Source organism: Brevibacillus parabrevis (assembly GCF_003710905.1).
Taxonomy (GTDB): domain Bacteria; phylum Bacillota; class Bacilli; order Brevibacillales; family Brevibacillaceae; genus Brevibacillus; species Brevibacillus parabrevis.
In genome coordinates this window covers 76,678-96,723 of record NZ_RHHV01000006.1, presented here as the reverse complement: position 1 = coordinate 96,723, position 20,046 = coordinate 76,678, and the positions used below count along the sequence as shown (strand labels likewise).

General features: G+C 53.6%; 21 protein-coding genes and 1 riboswitch. Of the genes, 19 read left to right on the top strand and 2 right to left on the bottom strand.

Annotation, left to right across the window (positions count from 1 at the left end; all coding sequences use genetic code 11):
- Nucleotides 1–220 precede the first annotated feature (220 nt).
- Nucleotides 221–604, bottom strand: a complete 384-nt coding sequence (locus EDM60_RS06880; protein ID WP_208715194.1) for a DUF6979 family protein — start codon at nt 602–604, stop codon at nt 221–223.
- Nucleotides 605–793: 189 nt separating this feature from the next.
- On the opposite strand from EDM60_RS06880, the gene EDM60_RS06875 reads away from it, so the two are divergent.
- The 3 genes from EDM60_RS06875 (at nt 794) to EDM60_RS06865 (ending at nt 2,969) form a co-directional block, all read left to right on the top strand.
- A complete protein-coding gene (locus EDM60_RS06875; protein WP_122963300.1) occupies nt 794–1,102 on the top strand; it encodes a thioredoxin family protein in 309 nt (102 codons plus the stop codon).
- Nucleotides 1,103–1,166: 64 nt separating this feature from the next.
- Nucleotides 1,167–2,450, top strand: coding sequence for a glycoside hydrolase family 18 protein (locus EDM60_RS06870; protein WP_122963299.1), 1,284 nt, complete (start codon nt 1,167–1,169; stop codon nt 2,448–2,450).
- A 291-nt stretch (nt 2,451–2,741) separates the two neighbouring features.
- Nucleotides 2,742–2,969, top strand: coding sequence for a hypothetical protein (locus EDM60_RS06865; protein ID WP_063231025.1), 228 nt, complete (start codon nt 2,742–2,744; stop codon nt 2,967–2,969).
- Between the two features lie 15 nt (nt 2,970–2,984).
- Here the strand turns inward: EDM60_RS06865 and EDM60_RS06860 are convergent, their stop codons facing one another.
- Nucleotides 2,985–3,371: a DUF2203 domain-containing protein gene (locus tag EDM60_RS06860; protein ID WP_063231024.1), complete on the bottom strand. Its 387-nt coding sequence runs from the start codon at nt 3,369–3,371 to the stop codon at nt 2,985–2,987.
- Nucleotides 3,372–3,486: 115 nt separating this feature from the next.
- On the opposite strand from EDM60_RS06860, the gene EDM60_RS06855 reads away from it, so the two are divergent.
- The 16 genes from EDM60_RS06855 to EDM60_RS06780 all read left to right on the top strand — a co-directional run bounded on the left by EDM60_RS06855 (nt 3,487) and on the right by EDM60_RS06780 (nt 19,934).
- Nucleotides 3,487–4,698: an alanyl-tRNA editing protein gene (locus tag EDM60_RS06855; RefSeq protein WP_122963298.1), complete on the top strand. Its 1,212-nt coding sequence runs from the start codon at nt 3,487–3,489 to the stop codon at nt 4,696–4,698.
- Nucleotides 4,699–4,740: 42 nt separating this feature from the next.
- On the top strand, nt 4,741–5,124 hold the full coding sequence (kapB, locus tag EDM60_RS06850) for a kinase-associated lipoprotein KapB (RefSeq protein WP_063231022.1): 384 nt from the start codon (nt 4,741–4,743) through the stop codon (nt 5,122–5,124).
- Between the two features lie 41 nt (nt 5,125–5,165).
- Nucleotides 5,166–5,276: riboswitch (TPP riboswitch) on the top strand.
- Nucleotides 5,277–5,487: 211 nt separating this feature from the next.
- Nucleotides 5,488–5,691: a sulfur carrier protein ThiS gene (gene thiS, locus EDM60_RS06845; RefSeq protein WP_063231021.1), complete on the top strand. Its 204-nt coding sequence runs from the start codon at nt 5,488–5,490 to the stop codon at nt 5,689–5,691.
- A 5-nt stretch (nt 5,692–5,696) separates the two neighbouring features.
- Nucleotides 5,697–6,467 (top strand): thiazole synthase, encoded by a 771-nt coding sequence (locus EDM60_RS06840; RefSeq protein ID WP_122963637.1) that lies wholly within the window; start codon nt 5,697–5,699, stop codon nt 6,465–6,467.
- Nucleotides 6,460–7,755 carry an acetylornithine deacetylase gene (locus EDM60_RS06835; RefSeq protein ID WP_122963297.1) on the top strand — a complete coding sequence of 432 codons (1,296 nt, stop codon included), beginning with the start codon at nt 6,460–6,462 and terminating at the stop codon, nt 7,753–7,755. The genes EDM60_RS06840 and EDM60_RS06835 overlap by 8 nt, the downstream gene beginning before the upstream one ends.
- A gap of 6 nt (nt 7,756–7,761) precedes the next feature.
- Entirely contained in the window at nt 7,762–8,442 is a 681-nt protein-coding gene (gene tenA / locus EDM60_RS06830; RefSeq protein WP_122963296.1) for a thiaminase II, read from the top strand.
- On the top strand, nt 8,427–9,209 hold the full coding sequence (locus EDM60_RS06825) for an ABC transporter ATP-binding protein (RefSeq protein WP_122963295.1): 783 nt from the start codon (nt 8,427–8,429) through the stop codon (nt 9,207–9,209). Before tenA ends, EDM60_RS06825 begins: the two co-directional genes overlap by 16 nt.
- Nucleotides 9,206–9,967, top strand: coding sequence for an ABC transporter permease (locus tag EDM60_RS06820; RefSeq protein ID WP_122963294.1), 762 nt, complete (start codon nt 9,206–9,208; stop codon nt 9,965–9,967). Before EDM60_RS06825 ends, EDM60_RS06820 begins: the two co-directional genes overlap by 4 nt.
- A 20-nt stretch (nt 9,968–9,987) precedes the next feature.
- A complete protein-coding gene (locus EDM60_RS06815; protein ID WP_122963293.1) occupies nt 9,988–11,025 on the top strand; it encodes an ABC transporter substrate-binding protein in 1,038 nt (345 codons plus the stop codon).
- A gap of 246 nt (nt 11,026–11,271) precedes the next feature.
- Complete coding sequence (locus EDM60_RS06810; RefSeq protein WP_173596005.1) at nt 11,272–11,538, top strand: autorepressor SdpR family transcription factor; 267 nt, start codon at nt 11,272–11,274, stop codon at nt 11,536–11,538.
- A gap of 1 nt (nt 11,539) precedes the next feature.
- Nucleotides 11,540–12,169 (top strand): SdpI family protein, encoded by a 630-nt coding sequence (locus EDM60_RS06805; protein ID WP_122963291.1) that lies wholly within the window; start codon nt 11,540–11,542, stop codon nt 12,167–12,169.
- Nucleotides 12,166–12,921 (top strand): CPBP family intramembrane glutamic endopeptidase, encoded by a 756-nt coding sequence (locus tag EDM60_RS06800; RefSeq protein ID WP_122963290.1) that lies wholly within the window; start codon nt 12,166–12,168, stop codon nt 12,919–12,921. The genes EDM60_RS06805 and EDM60_RS06800 overlap by 4 nt, the downstream gene beginning before the upstream one ends.
- Nucleotides 12,922–13,100: 179 nt before the next feature.
- Nucleotides 13,101–16,220, top strand: a complete 3,120-nt coding sequence (locus tag EDM60_RS06795) for an efflux RND transporter permease subunit (RefSeq protein WP_122963289.1) — start codon at nt 13,101–13,103, stop codon at nt 16,218–16,220.
- A 20-nt stretch (nt 16,221–16,240) separates the two neighbouring features.
- Nucleotides 16,241–17,575 carry an efflux RND transporter periplasmic adaptor subunit gene (locus EDM60_RS06790; protein WP_122963288.1) on the top strand — a complete coding sequence of 445 codons (1,335 nt, stop codon included), beginning with the start codon at nt 16,241–16,243 and terminating at the stop codon, nt 17,573–17,575.
- A 20-nt stretch (nt 17,576–17,595) separates the two neighbouring features.
- Nucleotides 17,596–18,387, top strand: coding sequence for a linear gramicidin aldoreductase LgrE (gene lgrE, locus EDM60_RS06785; protein WP_122963287.1), 792 nt, complete (start codon nt 17,596–17,598; stop codon nt 18,385–18,387).
- Nucleotides 18,384–19,934 carry an aldo/keto reductase gene (locus tag EDM60_RS06780; protein WP_122963286.1) on the top strand — a complete coding sequence of 517 codons (1,551 nt, stop codon included), beginning with the start codon at nt 18,384–18,386 and terminating at the stop codon, nt 19,932–19,934. The genes lgrE and EDM60_RS06780 overlap by 4 nt, the downstream gene beginning before the upstream one ends.
- Nucleotides 19,935–20,046 lie beyond the last annotated feature (112 nt).

Below are 20,046 nucleotides of genomic sequence, written 5' to 3'. Positions count from 1 at the left end.
GAGGAAAGAGGAGGGAAATCATGGAAGCAGTGAGCTTGAACCAAGTGGAACTCATCTCGGCAATCGGTGACGTTTCTTTTCCGATCGTTATTACCCTAATCGCGATCCCGATTATCGTGAGCAAATTGCGGAACAGATAAATGGCACCTGACGGGGTGCTTTTTCTTTTGCAAGGAGAGGGGGATTCTCTTGATCATAGGAAGAAGAGGCGCGCGTTTTTCTAGCGATCGATATAGCCATGATTCCACAGCGAGAGGACAACATCCATCTGATTGTTGTGGCTTTTCGGAATGTGAAGCGCTTTCCACAACTGGGTTGGTTTTGGTGAAAGAGAAGGGTTTTTCTTTAGCCATTCAACTGCTTGAAGGGCGTAAGCTTTGTTGTCCACTGAGGTTGTGTAACTTCCAGGCTCAATGCCACGAACGAATCCCTCTTCACAAAGTCCGAAAAATGCACTTTTCGGGCAACCCTTTTTCTGACTAGCTGTACCTGCTCCAAACATATGGATAGACGCTCTCTCCCAAGCTTCCAGTGGACTACTGGCTTCTTGGGATTCAACCAGCTTCATGGTCATAAGTGCTGTATCTCCGTATTTTCCCATCATAAAAAACCTCCCGTCTTTACTAACAGCTAGGATGAGCTGCTTCATTACGGACATTGTAAGCAAGAAACGAACCACGATCAATCCTTCTCGCAGAATAATAGATATGAGCTTTCCTCCCCCCATCCATTGACAAAAAAGCCGCGACCTGCCTAGCATAAAGAATCCGAGAAAAAAGGAGACTCCCGCACCATGCAAGACATAGACACAAGCACGCTCGCCCGTTTGTGCCGGGAAAAAACGGTCTTGGCGCTGTTTGTTTACACACCGATGTGCGGCACTTGCAAGCTGGCGGAGCGGATGCTTTCCGTCATCAGCGCAGCGCGGCCCGAGCTTCCGTTGTACCAGCTCAATATTAATCTGGCTCCGGCATTGGCGGAGCAGTTGCAAATTACCAGCGTTCCCGCATTGTTTGTGTTTCGCGGCGGGGCGGTCGAAAGCAGGCATTATGCCTTGCACTCTGTCGGCTATTTGTACGATGTGCTGAAAACACTCGTCTAGACAAACACCTATCCCCTTCGCCTTGAATAAAAGAAAGAGAGACATTTTGCGAAGGGGGAGGCTCATGCAAATCCATGTAGTGGAAGAAGGACAGACACTGACCGGGATTGCCTCGACGTACGGGACGACTGCCGAGGCGATTGCGAAAGCAAATGAGCTGCCCGATCCAGGCAAGCTTGTCGTGGGACAGGCGATGGTGATTCCGATTGTTGGCAGTTACTACTGGGTCAGGCAGGGAGACACCTTGTACACGATCGGGCAGCGTTATCAGATCAGTGCCGCCGAGCTGGCCCGCGTTAACGGGATATCGCAATACCGCCCGCTGCAAATCGGGCAACGCCTGTACATTCCACCCCGCCCGCGCCGAGCGGCCGATTTCAATGCGTATGTGGAGCCGCGCCAGACAGTGCCGCCCGCATTGGAAGCCGATGTGCGCACCGCTGCACCGCATTTGACCTATTTGGCGCCGTTCAGCTTCCGGATCAAACGGGATGGCACGTTGGCCCGTCCGACGTTGAACGACTTCCCGGCTATTGCCAAAGAAAACCAGGTCGTCTTGATGCTCGTCGTCACGAACCTGGAGGGCGGGCAGTTCAGCACGGAACTGGGCAGTCTTGTTTTGAACAACCAGGAGCTGCAAAACAAGCTGCTGGACAACATTTTTGCCACCGCGCGCGAGCTGGGCATGGGAGACATCCACTTTGACATGGAGGCGCTTCCGGCCCAGGATCGGGAGGCGTACATCCGGTTTTTGCGCCGCGCACGCGATCGCGCACATGCTCAGGGGATGATGGTTTCCGTCGCTTTGGCGCCAAAGACGAGTGCAGAGCAGCAGGGCAGATGGTATAGTGCGCACGACTATCGGGCGATTGGGGAAATTGCCGATTTCGTCGTGATCATGACGTATGAATGGGGCTACAGCGGCGGACCGCCGATGGCCGTGTCTCCGATTGGCCCGGTGCGGCGCGTTCTCCAGTACGCCATAACGGAAATGCCGGCGGAGAAGATTTTAATGGGGCAAAATTTGTACGGCTACGACTGGACGCTGCCTTTCCAGCAAGGGACGACGGCAAAAGCGTTAAGTCCGCAGGCTGCCATCGCGCTGGCGGCGCAGCAAAACGCCGTCATTCGCTACGACTACCGCGCGCAAGCCCCGTTTTTCACTTATATGGATGAAGAAGGCAGGCAGCATGAGGTTTGGTTCGAGGATGCCCGATCTATCCAGGCCAAATTTGACCTCGTCAAACAACTGGGGCTGCGCGGAGTCAGCTACTGGAAGCTTGGCTTGCCGTTTCCGCAGAACTGGCTCCTGATCGAAAGCAACTTCCGTGTCCGCAAGCGGGCGTAGGTGAAAGCGGCTGTCCCAAAAGCGCAGACTAGCTAACGGCAAACAAGCAATTGGAAGCATCGATGTATCCACGTTTTTGAAAGACAAAAAGGGCGTCTCTCAGTCGGAAATCGGCTTTTGGGACAGCCCCTTTTTATTGACAAAACGAGATGCAGGGCAGCCGGGGGCAGATGCGCTCAGACGCAGCGGCACAGGACATGCGCCAGCTGGCACTTGTGGCGGCGCGGATACGTTTTCGAAAGGGGATGATCGTGGTATGATGGGAGTAAATACCGGAAAAGGAGAGAAACCATGGGAGAATGCAAACTGGATCACAGCAAAGAGGATGTGCAAAAAAAGCTCGCCGAGCAAGCCCCCTATTTGTCGGAACAGCGGGTCGGACAATTTCAGAGCATGCTTGCAGGCGAGCTTGACCAGGAGCGTTTGAACGAGCTGTTTCACCTGTTGAAAAAATACGACTTGGCAAGCCCCGAGGAACGGCTCGTCCGCGAACAGCAGATGGATCGGCTGTTTGGCTAAAGGAAAAGGTGGCCGTTACACGATCGGCTTGCGGCCCATGAAGCCATCGTGCAAGCCGTGGTAGTGCGTGATCGATTCCTCGCCTTCGCGCCAGCACAGCAGCACTTCCTCTCCGTCGATCATCGCTGGAAAGTCAAACAGACCGATATCGATGTCTTTGACCTGGATTCCTTTGGAGATTAATTGGGTGACGTGCATTTTCGCTTCCAATTCGAGAAACTCAAGCTGGCATTCCAGGGAAAAGATCGCCCCTTCATCGAGGGGCTGCTGTTTTTTGAGCTGCTCGCGTTTTTGATACAGTTCATAGAAAGAGCGCTTCGATTTTTGCAAAAAAGATAGCTCTTCGCGTACATATGGCAACAATTCGTTTGCTTCTGCAAGCGTAAACATTTTTTTGTTCAAGGATAACCCCTCCTCGATCTGTATGGTACCAGTATACTAAGAACCCCTGGCGGGAGAAAACGGCCGGAATGCGAAAAAAGCAGTTGTCTTTTCCTTCCGGCGGCAAGGAGCAAACATGGAAGACAGACTTTATTACCAGGATGCGTATACGAGAACGTTTGCGGCACACGTACAAAAGCGCGGTCAGGAAGCAGATGGCACGCCATATGTCGTGTTGAGCCAGACGGCTTTTTACCCGACGGGAGGCGGACAGCCCTCCGATCTCGGCAGCTTGAACGAATGCCGGGTCGTGGATGTGGAGGAAGTAGACGGCGAAGTGCGCCATCGGCTGGAAGTGCCCCTTCCGGAAGAGTGCACGGAAGTAACGGGACAAATCGACTGGGATCGCCGCTTTGATCACATGCAGCAGCATGCCGGGCAGCACATTTTGTCCGCTGCGTTTCTGGAAGTCGCCCAGGCGGAGACGGTTGCGTTTCACTTGGGAAAAGAGCGCGTGACCATCGACGTGCGACTGGATGAGCTGACGGCTGATGTATGGGAAGCTGTCGAGCAGCGAGCCAATCAGGTTGTGCTGGAAAATCATCCGATCATCGCCCGTTTTGTGGACGACGAGGAGCTTGCCAGCTTGCCGTTGAAAAAGCAGCCGACCGTGACAGAAAACGTCCGGGTCGTCATCATCCCCGAATACGACTACAATCCATGCGGGGGAACCCATCCAGCGCGCACGGGTGAGGTGGGCGCCATCAAAATTCTCGGCTGGGAGCGCCATCGCGGGAACATCCGCCTGGAATTTATTTGCGGTTTGCGCGCTTTGCGGGATTACACGCGCAAGCAGGCGACTGTCCGCGAACTGGCCAAGCTGCTCGTCACGAGCGAGGCCGAGCTGATCGTCCAGGCGGAGCGTGTTTTGTCCGAGCGCGATTCGCTAAAAGCCAAGCTCGCCGAAGTGGAAAAACAATTGCTTGAGGTCGAGGTGCGAAAACAGCTCGCCACGGCTGAGCGGGAGGGTGGCGCGCGCGTGATCGCCCGTGTGTTCCCGGACAAATCAATCCAGCAATTGCAGCAGTTTGCCCAGTTGATGGTCGCGGAAGCTCCAGATGCCGTCTGCCTGCTCGCGGCTGCAACAGACGACAAAACCCAGCTTGTGTTTGCACGCGGGCAAGAAGTCAATGTCGCCGTGAATCAGCTGATCAAAGACACCTTGCCATTGATTGCCGGAAAAGGCGGCGGCAACCCGGCGATGGCCCAAGGCGGCGGACAGTCCGAGCCGCATGCTGACGAAGTAATTGCCCACGCGCGCAAGCTGCTTGCCCAGCTGCTGGCTTAATACGACGCGCAACCATAACGACAATGCAAGGAGGAGTCTATCATGTTCTGGAATCCCGGAGACAAAGTCCGCGTCAAACAGCGGACAGGAGAATACATCGCCGAAGTGCTGGAAATTCACGATACAAAACTTTTGGTCAAAGTGCTGGCAGTGACGAAATACCCGCAACAGGGCGATCTGCACACTTCCTATGAAGTAGACGTGCCGCTGTTCCACCAGCGTCCAGCGCTTTCTTATCTGGAAAAATTCATGGCCCCGGTGTCGGCAGTGATGCGTTACAACGGCGAGGTGCCCGAGTACAAAGAATCTGTGCGCATCGCCATGGAGAGCGAGATGGACAAGCTGAGAAAAATGGCGGCTTGGGCACAGCGCTGCCTGACGGAACTGGAAGCAATGCACAAGGAAACCTTTACAAACCCGAAATAGAGTGGTACTGTAATACTCGAACGTACGACAATTGCATAGGTTTACTACCAAACGGGGGCCGAGCGTCGTTGGCTGAGATTGTAACGAGTGTGTTACTGACCGTTGAACCTGACCTGGGTCATGCCAGCGGAGGAAGAGGTATATGAATCGATTTCACTAGGGCGGTCGTTTGCGAGATTTTTCGCAGAGGATGCGCACCAGTTGATGAGATCAACTCAACCATCCCACGGCGGATGTTTTTTTTATTCCATCTGTCCGTTTGGATACGTATACGGCTTCCACCGTTTGACTGGAGTGACTTCCGGCAGGCGAGGGAAGCCGTTTTTTGTCCCTCGGCAAGTGCCACCAAGAAGGAGGAATACAATGGTTGTTGTGCTGAATGGAAAAACAGCAGAGCTTTCGGCCGAAATCAATACGGTTCGCGCTTTGCTCGCTTCGTATTCCCTGCAAGAGAAAATCGTGGTCGTGGAGCGCAACGGAGAAATTATCGACCGCTCCCTGTATGAACAAACGCCGATTGCCGATGGAGACCGCATCGAAATCGTTCATTTTGTCGGAGGAGGATGATCATCATGGATACTTTGAAAATTGGACCTTACGAGTTTCGCTCCCGTTTGTTGCTAGGGACTGGAAAATTCGCAGACTTGGAAACGCAAGGGAAAGCGGTGGAAGTGTCGGAAGCGGAAATTTTGACGTTCGCCATTCGCCGACTGAATTTGGAAAATCCGCAAGAACCGAACTTTTTGGAACAGCTCGATCTGAAAAAATTCACTCTGCTGCCAAATACAGCAGGAGCCTATACAGCCGAGGAAGCGGTGCGCATCGCCCGCCTGGCGAAAGCGTCCGGCTTGTGCGACATGATCAAGGTAGAGGTCATCGGTGACCCGAAAACATTGCTGCCTGATCCGATCGGCACATTGGAAGCGTCGAAAATTTTGGTCGAGGAAGGCTTCATCGTGTTGACTTACACGAACGACGATCCGATTCTCGCCAAGCGCTTGCAGGATGTAGGCGTTCATGCCGTCATGCCAGGAGCGTCGCCGATCGGTTCTGGCCAGGGAATCGTCAACGAAAACAACTTGCGCTTCATCATCGAGGACGCCAAAGTGCCGATCATCGTCGATGCGGGAATCGGTTCTCCGGCAGATTGCGCGAAAGCAATGGAGCTGGGCGCAGACGGTGTCTTGTTGAATACGGCTGTTGCTCTCGCGGACAATCCGGTTTTGATGGCAGAAGCGATGAAGCTGGGCGTGGAAGCGGGACGCAAAGGCTTTTTGGCAGGACGCATCCCGAAAAAACGTTACGCGCAAGCGAGCAGCCCAGTGGAAGGGATGATTGAGTAGCGTGGATCGTCTGACAGAAGCGGTAGAGTCGATCGCCAATCGCAAGGACGAGCTGTTCGCCCTGTTGGCAAAGCTCGTTTCCCAGCCGACCGTCAGTCCGCCCGCGCGAAACAGCGACGAGGCGCAATCCGTCATCGCAAGCCAGCTTGCAGACATGGGCTTTGCGGTGGATCGCTTCCAGGTTTACCCCGGCGACGACAACGTGGTAGGTCGTCTTTCGGGCCGTGATTCGGCGCGGGCAAACAGCCTGATTGTCAATGGGCATATCGATGTGGCCGAGGTTGGAGACGAAACGGGCTGGACGTATCCGCCCTTTTCGCTGACGCTCGGCGCAGACGGTCGCTTGTACGGACGCGGGGTCGCGGACATGAAGGGCGGGCTCGCTGCGAGTTTGTTCGCCATCCAAATGCTTCGCGAGCATGGCGTCGAGCTGGCAGGCGATCTGCTGTTCCAATCCGTGATCGGAGAGGAAGCCGGAGAGGCGGGGACGCTCGTTGCCATTGAACGCGGCTACCAGGCTGACTACGCAGTCGTCGTCGACACGAGCAACTTGCATATGCAAGGGCAGGGTGGCGTCATCACTGGCTGGATTACGATTGAAAGCCCGACTACGTTGCACGACGGCATGCGGGCACAGACGATCCATGCCGGAGGACGAGTGCGCGGAGCTTCTGCGATTGAGAAAATGATGAAGGTAATCTCGGCTCTGCAAGAGCTGGAGCGCGACTGGGCTGTGATGAAAGCGTATCCCGGTTTTCCTGCCGGCAGCAACACCATCAACCCGGCCGTCATCGAAGGAGGCCGACACGCGGCCTTTATCGCCGACCGTTGCGCCTTGTGGATTACGGTTCACTTTTATCCGAACGAATCATATGAGCAAATGATTGGCGAGATCGAGGATCATATTAGAAGAGCGGCGGCGGCCGATGTGTGGCTGCGGGAACATCCACCCGTGTTTCGCTGGGGCGGTCGCTCCATGATCGAGGAGCGGGGAGAAATTTTCCCTTCCCTGGAGCTGGACGCCAATCATCCGGCACTCGCCCAGCTGCAAGCGGCTTATGAGCGCGAGCTGCACGCGGCACCCGTCGTGGACATGTCTCCAACGGTCACGGACGCTGGCTGGTTCGCCCATGCCGGAATCCCCGCTGTCCTGTTCGGGCCAGGCGAACTGAAGCATGCGCACGCCGTAGACGAATCGATCGATCCTGACCAGCTCGTCCAGTTTGCCCAGATCATGGCCCGCTTCATCGCCAGTTGGTGCAATACGCCGAAGGAAGCAAAGGAGTGAGGAAGCATGGCGACTTTTACCGACCGTTTGTTGCGCAGTGTGGCTCCGATCTGGGAGCAGGTTCACCAGCATCCGTTTGTTACCGGACTTGGTGACGGGACATTGCCAGTGGACGCATTCAAATTTTACATGAAGCAAGACTACATCTACCTGATCGACTACGCCAAAATGTTTGCGCTCGCAAGCGTGAAAGCATACGATCTGGAAACAAGCGCGCGCTTTGCCGCTTTGCAGGAGTCGACGCTGAACACGGAGATGGAGCTGCACCGCCAATACGCAGCGCGCTTCGGAATTTCCCGCGAGGAGCTGGAAGCGACAGAGCCGTCTTTTGTCATGCTCGGCTATACCAGCTACATGCTGCGTGTCGCGCATCAAGGCTCGCTGGCAGAACTGGTCAGCTCGCTGCTGCCGTGCACGTGGAGCTATTGGGAGATCGGCAAGCGATTGGCCCAGGTCGAAGGGGCAGTCGATCACGAGCTTTATGGCGAGTGGGTGCGCATGTACAGCTCGGATGAGTTCGGTCAGCTGGCAATCTGGCTGATCGACATCATGAACGAGCTGGCAGAGGGCAAAAACGAGCAGGAGCTGGCGAGACTGGAAGAGTATTTCGTCAATACGTCCAAGATGGAGTACATGTTCTGGGATATGGCCTATAGAGAGGAAATGTGGCCGTGCGCGATCAACTAGCTTTTTCCCAAGTCCGCTTTTCGTACAGCCATACGCCGATTCTCGAAGATTTTGATCTGCGGGTGAAAAAAGGCGAGTTCGTCAGCATGATCGGGCCAAGCGGGATCGGAAAAAGCACGTTGTTCCAGCTGATCGCAGGACTTTTGCAGCCGGATCAGGGAGAAATCCGGCTAGGGGAGGCACGGATGGACGAGCGGTTGGGGCAAGTAGGCTATATGCCCCAACGCGATTTGCTCATGCCGTGGCGCACGATTGTGGAAAATGCGGCGTTGCCCTTGGAAATCAAAGGGATGTCCAAAAAGGAAGCGCAGCAGCGGGTGCGGCAGGAGCTGCCCAGGTACGGACTTCAAGATTGGGCGGATGCCTATCCGGCCCAGCTTTCCGGCGGCATGCGGCAGCGCGTCTCCTTTTTGCGTGCCTTGCTGTCCGGTACCGATCTCATGTTGCTCGACGAGCCGTTCAGTGCGCTGGATGGAATTACGCGCCTGGACATGCAGGAGTGGCTGATGGACAAGTGGCAGGAAACAGGCAGCACGATGCTGATGATTACGCATGACATCGACGAAGCGATCCTGCTTGCAGACCGTGTGATCGTCCTGCTCGGCAAGCCGATCCGCACACCCGTAGAGTTGAATGTCACCATTCCGCGTCCTCGCTCTGTCACGAGCAGGAATCAACCAGCCTTTTTGGCTTTGCGCGAAGAAATTTGGGGCTTGCTGCGAGCTGAGCAGACCAAGCTGCAATTGCTGGGGAGGGAGGCAAGATGAGCAGAGGAATTTGGTTCGGCATCTCCATCGCGATCTTTTTCGCCGCGTGGGAAGCCGTTTGCCGCATATTTGCCGTGCCTCCGTTCATTTTGCCGCCGCCAAGCACGGTTGTTGTGGCGCTTTGGGATTTGCGCGAGTCGCTGCTCGGTGTGCACTTGTGGGCGACCTTGAAAGAAGTGCTGCTCGGGCTGTCCGTCTCGATTGTGTTTGGTGTGCTGCTGGCTTTTGCCATGAGCATGAGCAAACTGATCGAACGACTGGTCTATCCGTATATCGTCATATCCCAAACGATCCCAATTATAGCATTATCACCCGTATTTATTTTATGGTTCGGGTACGATTTATCGGGAAAAATCGCGGTGACGATCTTGTTTACGTTTTTTCCGATCGTCGTCAACACGTATGACGGTCTGCGCTCCACCGATCAAGAGATGCTGCAGCTGATCAAGACGATGGGCGCCAACCGCTGGCAAATATTCACGAAGCTTCAACTGCCGTCCTGCTTGCCGCATTTTTTCAGCGGATTAAAGGTAGCCGCGACTTACAGCGTCGCGGGGGCAACCATCGGCGAATGGCTGGGGGCGAGCGAAGGGCTTGGCTACTTCGGCAGACGGGCGTCCGGCAATTTTCAGGCGCCAGCTTTGTTCGCTTCTGTGCTGCTCTTGTCTGTCCTGGGAATGCTCCTGTTCTGGCTCGTCGGCCGGATCGAGCGCCAGCTTTCCCCGCACACAAAAAACAAACACCAATCATCCAAGTGAGAAAAGTAGGGAGAACAACGATGAAACCAATTCGTACATGGACCAAAACGCTTTTGGCACTGACGCTTGCCACCGGGCTTGCTGCGTGCGGCAATCAGTCTGGAGCAGGCACGACTGCGCCGGAAACAGCTACTCCGGGACAAAAAGCGGCAGAGCCTGCCGAACTGACAGTAGCTCTCGACTGGTACCCGAACGCCGTGCACTCTTTCTTGTACGCCGCAGAGGAACAAGGCTTTTTCAAGGAAGAAAACCTCAAGGTCAACCTGCAAATGCCTTCTGACAGCAACGATCCGCTGAAAATGGCGGCAGCAGGCAAAGTAGATTTGGCGATCAGCTACCAGCCGCAGCTCATTCAGGCGCGCGCGGAAGGCATTCCTGTCGTTTCTGTAGCGGCGCTCGTTCGCCATCCATTGAATGTAATCATGACGCGCAAAGACGGCGAGATCGACAGTCCGCAAAAGCTGGCGGGCAAAAATATCGGCTATCCGTCCATTCCACTCGACGAGTCGATCGTTCGCCAAGTCGTCAAGCATGCTGGCGCGGACGATTCCGGCCTGTCCTTCACCGATATTGGCTTTGACATCGTTCCGGCTTTGACCGCGAAGAAGGTCGATGCGGTAGTAGGCGGCTACATCAATCACGAGCAGCTCATTTTGGAGAAAAACGGTGTGCCTGTCAACGTGATCAAGCCATCCGACTTCGGCGTGCCGGACTACTATGAGCTTGTGCTGGCTACGAGCGACGACACATTGGGCAAAAAGCAACAGGCTGTAGAAGGCTTCCTGCGCGCGATTGCCAAAGGGCAAGACTACGTGAAAAACAACAAGGAAAAAGCGCTCGATTTGCTGCTCGCCAAACAAGCCGCGGAGTTCCCGCTGGAAAAAGACATCGAGACAAAAAGCCTCGATATTTTGATTCCGCTGATGGACGCAGGCGACAAAAAGTTCGGTGCGATGACAGCCGAGTCGTGGCAGACGCTGATCGACTGGATGAAACAAGAAAAGCTGATCACGACCGATGTGAAAGTGGAAGACATCATGCGTGATCTGGTGAAATAAGCGATAAGCGCCAGAAGAAAACGGTAAAACCCCGACCGTCCAACTTCCTGGAACGATGCTTCGTTCCCGCAGGAAGCTGGATGATCGGGGTTTTTGTGCAGTTATAACATACAATTTATGGATAGTGATAATCTTTTTACCTATTGACTGGGTATATTTTCCATGGTATTTTTTGGTTAGTTGTTTCGATAAATTTCTAAATATCTAATAAAGATGTTCCGAAAGTAGGATCGATGAACTATGTCCATGAATCATGCGTTTAAGGCGCTGTCTGATCCGACAAGGAGAAAGATGCTTGACTTGTTGCGGGAGAAAGACATGACGGCTGGCGAAATCGCCGAGCATTTTGCAATGACGAAACCGAGCATTTCCCATCACCTCAATCTGTTGAAGCAGGCGGAGATGGTTTTCGACGAGCGAAAAGGCCAAAACATCTACTATTCCTTAAATACCACCGTGTTTCAAGATCTCTTGAAATGGGTTATCCAATTTCATGCGAAAGAGGAGTCATAACATGAAAATCTCGGGTTTGACGATTTTGTTTTTTCTGATCAGCGTGGCGATGGGGCTGATCTGTTATCCATCCATGCCTGACAAAATGACCATTCACTGGGGCATGAATGGCGAGCCGAATGGATTTGCGCCCAAACTGTTGGGTGTCTCGTTTGTTCCGATCATGATGGTCGTTATCTTCGTGTCCTCGCTCTGGCGCAGGCAGAACTACCAAAAGTTCGAGAGCAGCAAAGACGCGATCTTGAATACGCTCATGTTTGCGCTTCTCGTCATCCACGGTTTGATCATCGCATATGGTTACGGATATATGGTAAACATATCCATTTTCGTGACGCTGATCTTGGGCGTTCTGTTTATCACGATGGGCAATTTCATGCCGCGCTTTCGCCATAATTATTTGATCGGCATACGCACGCCATGGGCGCTGGGCAGTGAACAAGTGTGGAAAATGACGCATCATTTCGGTTCCCGCGTGTTTTTCCTCGGCGGGATTCTCATTGTCCTCACTGCCTTTTTGCCGCAGCCGATCCACTCGTTTGCGCTGCTGCTGGTCGTCGTGGCGACGATTGTGATCACTATCGGGAGCAGCTACTACTTCGCCAAAAAAATCCGGAAGGGGAGAGTACGATGAAAAATGTGAAAATTGCCTTGCTCTTGGCAGGGATCAGTGCGATCGGTTTTATCGCGGCTACGCCTTATTTGTTAGCGATGGTGGGGGATGCGCTCGCTGTGGTGCCGCTGCCGTTGCCCGCCGTGATCGTGCTGTTTGTCGTGCAGGGCAGCATCTCGGCGTTTTTGCTGGCATGGGCTGGACTGACGCTGGCAGGAAAGGTCGGACTCGATGCTCCGATCCTGCGAAATTGGATGTACAAAACTGGCGGTGCGACTTTTAACAGGCAAGGCATCGTGCAAGCGGTCATTTTCGGGCTGCTCGGGACGTTCATGATCTACCTGCTGGAACGACTGATTTTCCAACCGCTCTTGCCGATTCTCACGGAAAAGGCACAAGCCTTGAATACGCCAATTTGGGCAGGTGTCCTCACCTCCATCCAGGGCGGGGTGTACGAGGAAGTCATGGTGCGGCTGTTCATGATGACGCTGATCGTCTGGATTTTGAGCAAGCTGTTTGGGCGTCACTCCTCGCCCAAGGCTTGGATGTACTGGATCGGAATTGTCGGTGCAGCCTTTTTGTTCGGGCTAGGCCATCTGCCAGCGGCCGCCACTTATTTTGGCGAGATTACTCCGCTGTTGTTCATTCGCACTATTGCGCTTAACGGAGTGGCGGGAATTTTGTTTGGCTACCTTTACTGGAAGCGCGGGCTGGAGTATGCGATGATTGCTCACGCGATCGGGGATATCCTGCTGCACGGCTTTTTAAGCTAAGGGAGCGGGATTGTTTTTGGGCAATGCCGTGGGAGAAGGGGCAGCATTGCCCAAAACGCACAATTTTTTGAAAGGTAATGAAAAGCAATTTTTAATTTTAATGGAAATTTATTGAAAAGGGAAATCGTTTAAGCGTAATATAGTAATTGGAATTTATTAGCAATAAAGGGGGGCATTCCTTGCGCTTTCTCACGAATTTTTCGCTTAGAAACTCGACAGCAATCATCATTATCAGCCTCCTGGTCGTCATAAGTGGAATCGTTGCTGCCATGTCTCTCAAGGTGGAGCACATGCCGGATGTGTCTTTTCCTGTGCTTCTTGTCAGCACTCCTTACCCGGAGGCATCGCCGGAAGACGTTCTGGATGATGTGACGAAACCGTTGGAACGAGAGCTGGGTCATGTATCAGGCATCAAGGCGTTGGAATCTTACTCGAACAGCAATAGCTCCGTGCTAAAAATTTATTTGGAGACCGGCTCGGACGTACAGGCTGTCCGGGATGAGCTGGAACGAAAAGTCTCCGGCATCTCGCTTCCCGCCAAAGCAGGCCGACCGCAAGTCATGATCCAAGGATTCAGCAGTCAGCCTGTCTACTATTTGTATGTGGCAGACAAGGAGCAAAACAGCGGATCGGACTCCTTTGACAGCGAAGTAAAGGAGACGGTGCTAAAAGAGCTGGAAGGCATTGCCGGAGTTGATAAAGTGTCGACAGTCGGCGGGCAAGGGCAAGAAATGAAAGTGTTGCCGAACGTCGATGCACTCAACTATTACGGAATCTCTCCGCTCCAGTTGAAGCAGCTGTTGCTCGACAGCCACGTGGCGATGCCGATCGGGACGCTCACCGAAGACGGCGAAGAACGAATCATTCGCGTCGTAAGCCGCTACCTCCATGTAGAAGATATTCGCGACACCAAGCTGTTTCTCCCGGGAGATCCGAAAAACGGGCTTGCTTACGTCAGGCTTGGCGACATCGCGGACGTCCGCTTTGACCAGGTAGCTCACTCGATCAGCCGTTTTAACGGCCAAAATGGCATCAGCATCAACATCTACAAAACACGGGACGCCAATGCGGTAGAAACAGGCGATGCGATCCATGCGAAAATAGCCCGGTTGCAAGCCGAGTACCCAAATTTGACCTTTACCACGATTTACGACACGTCCCTCGATATCAAAAATTCGATTAACGGCATGCTCAAGGAAGGGCTGCTCGGAGCCGTGATGGCGTCCCTGATCATCCTTTTGTTTTTGCGCCATGTGAAAGCGACGATGATCGTCCTCGTTTCCATTCCGACCTCGATCCTGGTCAGCCTGATTTTCATGTCCTGGATGGGGATCACGCTCAACATGATTACCTTGTTCGGGATGGCAGTCGCTGTCGGGCGGGTCGTGGATGACAGCATCGTCGTGATCGAAAATATTTTCCGCCATTTGCAGTTGAACAAGGAACGCAAAGAAAGCCTGATTCAGATGGCTACCCATGAAATGCTCCACGCGATTACCTCATCGACGTTTACCACCACTGCCGTATTTTTGCCGATTGTGTTTGTCGGCGGGATGATTGGAGAAGTATTCCGGCCATTTGCCCTGACCGTCGTCTGCTCGTTGTTCGCCTCGTTGCTGGTGGCCGTGACGATCGTTCCGCTGCTGGCCAAGCTCATCATCCTGAAAAATCGCAATATCAAGGAACATGAGCCGGGCAAAGGGACGAATCTGTACCGGAAGCTGCTTCACTGGTCGCTCAACCACAAGCCAGCGGTCGGACTTTTGTCTTTTGTTCTGTTCGTAGCGAGTCTGGCCTTGCTTCCTTATATGAAATACGGGTTGCTGCCTGACTCGGAAGCCAAATACATATTCGTTCAAGTAACGATGCCAAAAGGGACCCAGCTCAACACCCTCGACCAAACGGTCAGTCAGATCGAAGCCAAATTGCGCGAACAGCCGGGAGTCGCTTCGATACAGAGCAGCCTTGGTTCTGAAGAGGAAGCGGACATCCGCCGGACGAACGAAGCCGTTCTGCTGATCAAAACAGGGGATGACGTGAACCTCGATCAGGCCATTAAAAAATGGGAGGGCATCATCAAGCCCGATATTCCGATCGGAACCGAAATGGTGTTGACCAAGCCGGGCAGCAATGAAAGCAATCAGTTCAAGCTCATCCTGCACGGGCCGGACCTGGAACGGTTGAAAGAGGCACGCGAAATCGTCAAGGCCAAAATGAAGGAAAGTCCGCTGTTGACCAACGTGCGCGACAATTTGAACGACGTGAACAAGGAGATCGTCATCAAGGTCAACCGGGACGCAGCCGCAGAACTGGGAATCTCGCCGATCCAGGTGGCGCAAGAAGTGAACCTCCTAGTATCAGACACGAAAATCGGAAAAATCAAAATCAACGAAAAAGACTACGATCTGTCCTTTGGACTGAGCGACAATCACGCGAGAACGCTGGATGAGCTGAAAAACGTCTACATTCAAACGCCGAGCAAACAGCAAGTACGACTGCTGGACTTCGTCGAGATCGATCAGGAAAAAGTGCAGTCCCAGATCAATCGCAAGGATGAGCAACAATTCGTGCAGATTACGGCTGATATTACGAGCGATAACAAAGGCGGCGCGAGCAGTTTCCTGTTTGCCATGCTCAAAGCGGAAAAGCTGCCGAACGGCGTCACGCTGTCATCCGAAGGCGTCTCAAGCGACATGGAAAAGAGCTTCAAAGACATGCTGCTCGCCATCGGCGCTGCGATTTTCATCGTGTACGTCGTCATGCTGATCACGTTTGGCAATGCGACGGCGCCGCTTGCGATTTTGCTGTCACTGCCATTGGCTGCGATTGGCGGCTTGTTCGGCTTGTTCGTGACAGACTCCGTTCTCGATGCGACAGCGCTCATCGGCTTTTTGATGCTCGTAGGCATCGTCGTGACCAACGCGATCGTCTATGTGGACAATATCCAGCAGCGGAGGCTGGCGGGTGCTTCCATGCGCGAGGCGGTTGTCCAAGCGGGCCTGACACGCTTGCGTCCGATTGTCATGACGGCAGTTGCGACGGTCTGTGCCCTTTTGCCGCTTTGCCTCGGCTTTTCAGAAGGGGCCTTGATGACGAAAAGCTTGGCGATTGTCGTCATCGGCGGGCTGATTACTTCGACGATCCTGACCTTGATCGTCGTCCCGATCGGGTATGAACTGTTGTACCGGATCAAAAAAGAGTTTTTTACTCCTGATACCCAAGAACCAGATATGGAGCCAGGTGAGGATATGTTTATTTCAGTGCTGCGAAGTTTACGCGATATGAAAAAGTCTGGGTAGAGACGGAGGGCTTTTCGGGAATGAAGAAGAGGAAGCTAATCAACGCAGGTGTGGTTTGCCTGATCGGAGCTGCGATCATCACAGGATGCAATGCACAAAGCACGGCAACAGAAGAGAGCAGCAAAGGACAGGCGCAAAGCGAAAAACCGTCCGGTACGGAGATCGAGATGATCAAAGCGGAAAATTCCCTCGACGTCAAAGTAGCGGAAGTGACGGAGGGCGAGCTGAAAGAGTCGGACAAGCTGCTGGCGGAAATTTTCGCGAATACGGATGTGAGCATCCTCGCCAAAACGAGCGGGACCGTCTCGCAAATCCTCGTAAAAAAAGGGGACGCCGTCAAAAAAGGACAAGTCATCGCCAAGCTGGACAATACCGAGGCGCTGCTCAGGCTGCAACAGGCAGAAGCGAGCTTGGCCGTCGCCAAAGCCAATCTGGAAAGCGCAAACCGGATGGGAACGTCCACGCAACTGGCCGAAAGTCAGTTGAAGCTGGCGGAACAAACGTATGCGAATGCGAAAGGCTCGATTGCGCAAGGAATGGAGCTGGCACAGGCGAACTACGACCGGGCCAAAAAGCTGTATGAGCAGCGCGCCATGTCGAAGGGCGAGCTGGAAAACGCCCACAATGCGTTTTTGCAGGCGAAAAATCAGTACCAGAGCCAGCTGGATCAGGCGGAAACAGCTTTGAACAATGCCCGCACACAAGTAAATCAGGCAGATAAAAACGGACGGGTCACGAAAGCGAATGTCCAGCAGGGGCAAGCCGAGGTGAATATCGCCCGAAATGCTTTGGACAACACGCTGATCAAGGCTACCGTCGACGGCATTGTCACGGAAATCCTCGTGCAGGAAGGGGATACGATCACCCTGCAAAAGCCTGTTGCGACGATCATTAACCTCGATCCGGTCATTGTGAAGGTAAACGTTTCCGAAAAAGCGTTGCCCAGCTTGCCAAAAGGCACGCAACTGGATTTGCAAGTCCCGTCCCAGGGCGTCAAGGTCAAGGGAAGTGTCTCCTACGTCGGCCTGAGCGCTTCTGAGCAATCAAGGCTGTTCCCTGTGGAAATTGAAGTGCCGAATCCGAAAGGCACGCTGCTTCCCGGAATGAAGGCCGAAGTGTCTGCGAAAAAAGGACAGGCTGGTATTCTCGTACCGACCGACGCGATTGTGGAGCGAAATGGGAAGTCGGTCGTCTACGTCGTGAATGAAACAAGAGTGGCCGAACAGGAAATCTCGATCGCGCTGAAAGGAACAGAGATGACGTTGATCGAGTCTGGTGTGAAGCAGGGAGACAAAGTTGTGATCAAAGGCCAGTCCCAGTTGAAAGACGGCGCAAAAATCAACATCGTTCCCTAGCAATCCAAGGAGGATCTCTTATGCAAAAGACACACGTTTCCCCGAGCCGTTGGCTGCTTTCCCCGAAAATGACGGCGGAGGCAGAGGTGCTTTTATTCAGCTTTCACTATGCAGGCGGACATGCCGGCATCTATCGCGAGTGGCAAAAAAAGCTGCCTGTGCAGATCGGGGTGTGCCCCGTGCAGCTGCCAGGCAGGAGCAATCGGTTTATGGAGCCGTACTACACCGACTTGTCCGTGATGATCCGCGAGCTGGCGGAAGCGCTTTTGCCCCATCTGAATCGCCCGTTTGCCTTTTTTGGACATAGCATGGGAGCGCTGGTCAGCTTCGAGCTGGCCAGATATTTGCGCAACGAGTACGATATCAAGCCGCGGCATATGTTCGCTTCAGGACGGCATGCGCCCCATCTGCCTGATCCGGGTGAAGCGATCCATCACTTGCCTGACGCCGAGTTTCTGAAAGGGCTGCGCACGCTGAACGGCACGCCGAAGGAGCTTTTTGAAAACGAGGAAAACGAAGAGATATTGCAAATGCTTCTGCCGATGCTGCGGGCGGACTTTACGATCTGCGAGCAGTATCAATACCAGGAGGAAGAGCCGCTCGGTTGCGGATTGACGGCGATTGGCGGTTGGCAGGACCCCGACATTACCGTGGCGCACATGGAAGCATGGAGAAAGCACACCAGTGCTTCGTTCCAAATGCACATGCTGCAAGGCGACCATTTCTTTCTCCATTCGGAACAGGAACAACTTTTGTCGATCATCGAATCAACATTACAAAGCTATCTGGTTGGGTACAGGGGGATCGGATGATTACAGGAAAAGCGACACTGGAAGGGACACAGCGACTGGCACAAGCCAATCCGCATCTGGCTTACAAGCCGTTTGGCAGCTTCGAGGTTTGGATCAGCCAGGTCGGATTCGGAACGTATCGCATTGATGAACAGGACGAACAGTATCAGCACGCCTTGCGCAAAGCGCTGCTCGAAGGAATCAACCTGATCGACACCAGCAGCATGTACGCGAACGGCAGCGCGGAGAAAGTCATCGGCAGCGTCCTGAAACAGCTTGTGGAGGAAGCAAAAATCAAGCGGGAAGAGCTTGTGATCGTATCCAAGGCAGGCATTGTGGTCGGCGAGGACTCTGAAGAGACGATGAAGCGGACGGCGGAAGGCAAGCCGTACCAGGACTTCACGACCGTGCATGAGGGGATGTCGATTTGCATCCATCCCGAGTATTTGAGAGATCAGCTGACGCGCAGCCTGGAGCGTTTGCAGCTGGACATGATCGATTGTTACATGCTGCACAATCCGGAATGGTATATGTTGTGGGCGAAAATGAACAAAATCAAGCAACAGGAAGCGTACGAAGAGCTGCTGGAGCGAATCGGGAAAGCTTTTCGCCACTTGGAACAAGAAGTCGAGGCAGGGCGAATCCAATGCTACGGAGTCAGTGCCAACTCGTTTGGCAGCAATCCAAAGGAATTTGACTTTGTTGCGCTCGATACGCTCTGGGAGATTGCGGAGGCGATCACGCCGAACCACCATTTTCGCGTGATCCAGTTTCCGATGAACATGTACGAGTCGGGTGCCTTGCTGGAAAAAAGCCATGCGCAGGGCAAGAGTGCCTTGCTGTTTGCCAAGGAAAAAGCACTCGGAGTGATGACCAACCGGACGCTCGACGTCACGGCGAAGGACAAAATTTTCCGTTTGACAGACATTCGCCTGGATCAGAACACGGTCATCGACGAGAAGGAAGCGACCCAGCAAATCAAAGCCTGCCTGGATCGCGTGGATGATGTGGAAGACCATATCGTTTATCACATTTTGCCTGCGTTGAAAATGGAAAAAGAAGAAGTGAAAGAGCTGAAGAAAAAAGTATCAGCTGGCGCAATGCTGCGCAAGTATTGGAAGAAGCTGTACTCCTCGGCAAACGTAAACAACGTGCAAACGATGCTGTTTGATCCGGTCATTACGGATATTCGCAAAACGATCGAGAAGCATGGCGGGGGAGGCGAAGAGACGCTGCGCTGGCTGGATACATACAAGGAAGCGCTCACGGAAGCCGCCCAGGCGTTGAAGAATTACTATACGCCGAAAGACTACCAGCGGGCGCAAGACATCCGCACAGAGCTGTCCAGAGTGCGACCGCATCTCGTGGCGACGGATACGCTGAGCCAGACGGCGATCCGTACGATGCGCGCTACGCCAGAGGTACACAGCGTCCTCGTAGGCATGAGACGGGAGCATTATGTGGATGATGTGCTGACGGAATTGCAAAGACCTTTGGATTCGCACATGCAAGAAGAAGACTGGCACACGATTACCCAGACGCTCAAAGCCGTCATTGGCGCGAGGTAACGAATCATGTAGCCGACTGCGGGCTGCCTTCGGGTAGCCCTTTTTCGCATGGCAAGAAAAAGCGGGAGCACGAAAAAACCTCCTGCAATCGCGGACGGCAACGATTGCAGGA